This is a genomic window from Dokdonella sp., from assembly GCF_036518555.1.
Lineage (GTDB): Bacteria > Pseudomonadota > Gammaproteobacteria > Xanthomonadales > Rhodanobacteraceae > Dokdonella_A.
In genome coordinates, this window is sequence record NZ_DATDMY010000140.1 from 1 (window position 1) to 2,518 (window position 2,518).

Sequence of the window (2,518 nt, forward strand, 5' to 3'; positions counted from 1 at the left end):
CAGGGCCGCGCGATCTGGGTGCTCGACGACGTCGCGCCGCTGCGCCAGATGGCCGATGCGCGCGCGCACGACGGTGCGTTCCTGTTCACGCCGTCACCCGCGTATCGCCTGCGCCGCAGCCAGAACAAGGACACGCCGCCGCCGGCGGATACGCCGCTCGGCACGAACCCGCCGGATGGCGCGATCCTCGACTACCGACTGCCGCAAGCGGCGAAAGGTGCGGTCGCGATCGAGATCCGCGATGCGCAGGGCGCCCTCGTGCGCCGGTTCGCGAGCGATGCCGTATCGCCGTGGCGCCCTTCCGAACGCTACTTCGCGGAGGCCTGGGTGAAGCCCGACGCGCGGCCCGCGACGAGCGCGGGTGCACACCGCTTCGTGTGGGACCTGCGCGCGGTGCGCCCGCACGCGATCAGCTACGACTACAGCATCGCCGCCGTGCACGGCCGCGACACGCCGCTCACGCCGCAAGGCGCGATGGTGGCGCCGGGCCGCTACGACGTCGCACTGCTCGTCGACGGCCAGACCCTGCACGCGCCGCTCGAGGTGAAGCCGGACCCGCGCAATCCCGCGACGATGGCCGATCTGCAGGCAGCAACCGCCTTCGCACGCGCGCTCGGCGCCTCGCTCGATCGCGCCTATCTCGCCTACGGGCAGCTGCAGGCGCTGCGCACGCAGCTCGACGCGCTGCGCAAGGGCGACGGCGCCCTCGTGGGCGACGCACGCAAACCGATCGACCTGCTCTACGACGCGACCACGCCGCTCGTCTCCGGTACCGGCGCGGACCAACCCGGCATCGCGACCGTGAGCGGCGTGCTGTCGTCGCTGTATACGGATGTGGAAGGTGCCGACCGCGCGCCGACCGCCGCGCAACGCGCGGTGCAGGCCGACTACGACGCGCGGCTCGATGCATGGCTGCAGCGCTGGCAGGCGCTGCGCGACGGCGACGTGAAGAAGGTGGATGCGCAGCTCGTCGCGATCGGCAAGCCGGCGATCCGTCTGCCGGCGATCGAGGAGATCAGGCTGGAGGGGGCTGGCGAGGCGAAGGACCTGCCGTGATCCGACGAACATGGACGGAGGCCGTCAACTGGACGCTACCTCCGTCCACTCCGTCGGCGAAGATGGTGTCGCCGCCGCTCTGGAACGCGAACAGCCATAGCGGCGCACCTTGCGCCGGCGACGTGGCCCAGGTGACGTGGTAAGTACCCGCGCCGGCGACGTCACGGACGGCGACGGCGCACTGCACCGCGCTGTTCGGCGGCAGGTCGACGAAGTTCTCGATCAGCGTGAAACCATCACCGGGCATGGCCGAGTGATGCAGGCCGGTCGCGTCGCCCCACCAGAACGCCACGAGTGTCGCGGGACCGGTCGTCGTCACGTCGCCGCTGCGCAGCGACGGCGAGGCGTCAGGATATACGACGGCCACGTCCTGCAACCGGCCCGCATCTCGCACTTCGATGAACGGTACGGTGATCTCGCCGGCGGGCACGCCGTTCTTCACGATGGATACGCGGTGCTCCGCACCGCCTGCCGCGTGCAGCACGAGATAGGCGGTGACGTCGAACTGGCCGTCGTAGCCGCGGTAGAACACCGGATCGCCGAGGCGAACCCACGCATTGCCATAGGTGTCGGTCGGCGGCTGATCGTTGGCGGTGTAGCCGGCGCTGAAGGCGATAAGGCTGCCGCCCGTAACCGCCGTAGCGATGGCCGCGGTGGTCGCCGTCGACGGACCGTTGCCGTCCTCGTGCGCGAGCAGCGTGTGCGCGCCGATCGCACTCGCATGGCAGGGCGAGGCTCCCGCTACAGCGCCGAATGCGGTGGCGATGCCGCGTGCGAGCGTGGCGCGCCGATGAGCGGACTGCATGCGGATACCTCGAATCGACCGGAACTCAGGGTGATTGTCTGCCCGTCGATCGAGCGGTTGCCGTGTCGCAGGTCGCAGGCGGGATTCGAGCGGGCTGGCGGCGCGGGGTTCACGACGCGGAATGCGTCGCTACCCACAGCGTGACGACGAACTGCACCGGCCGGTAGACGCAAATGTTGACCGCGACCATCGCTGCGATCAGTACGGCGCCCGACAGCACGGCGCGCAGCCAACCGGTGCGGTAGGCGCGATGCAGCATGAGCACCGCATAGAGCACGTAGAGGGAGCGCGCGATCCAGTCGAGGACCGACGGCGACAGCGAGGCGAGCGGAGGCACGCGTTGCGCGAGGCCGTAGACGTGCACGAGCGCGGTCACCATGACCAGCGCGAACGCGAAGTAGTGCATGGCCACGACGAAGTGCTCGGCGTAGTAAAGGCGTCGGTCGGCGTAGAGCAGCATGAGCGCGAGCGCGACGAACGGCAGGTGCAGGATCACGAGCGCCTTGCTCACGTCGTCGGCGCGCGCGCTGGCTGTCGCCGGTGACGCTGTTCTTCGCGGTCAACGTGGTCTACTTCATCTCGCCGCTGCACGGCGACTACGCGATGCAGTTCAGCCGGCACGTGTCCCCGCGCATCGCAGCCGCGGCGGCCGACCCC

The 2,518-nt window shown here is 70.1% G+C and carries 2 protein-coding genes and 1 pseudogene; 1 reads left to right on the forward strand and 2 read right to left on the reverse strand.

Annotated features, from left to right (window positions below; all coding sequences use genetic code 11):
• Positions 1 to 1,056, forward strand: a pseudogene (locus VI238_RS08605) (hypothetical protein); the annotation flags it as partial.
• Here the strand turns inward: VI238_RS08605 and VI238_RS08610 are convergent.
• Entirely contained in the window at positions 1,016 to 1,861 is an 846-nt protein-coding gene (locus tag VI238_RS08610) for a hypothetical protein (protein ID WP_331650442.1), read from the reverse strand. The pseudogene VI238_RS08605 and the gene VI238_RS08610 sit on opposite strands and share 41 nt — an antisense overlap.
• A gap of 109 nt (positions 1,862 to 1,970) precedes the next feature.
• Positions 1,971 to 2,372, reverse strand: coding sequence for a hypothetical protein (locus tag VI238_RS08615; RefSeq protein WP_331650444.1), 402 nt, complete (start codon positions 2,370 to 2,372; stop codon positions 1,971 to 1,973).
• Positions 2,373 to 2,518: the final 146 nt, after the last annotated feature.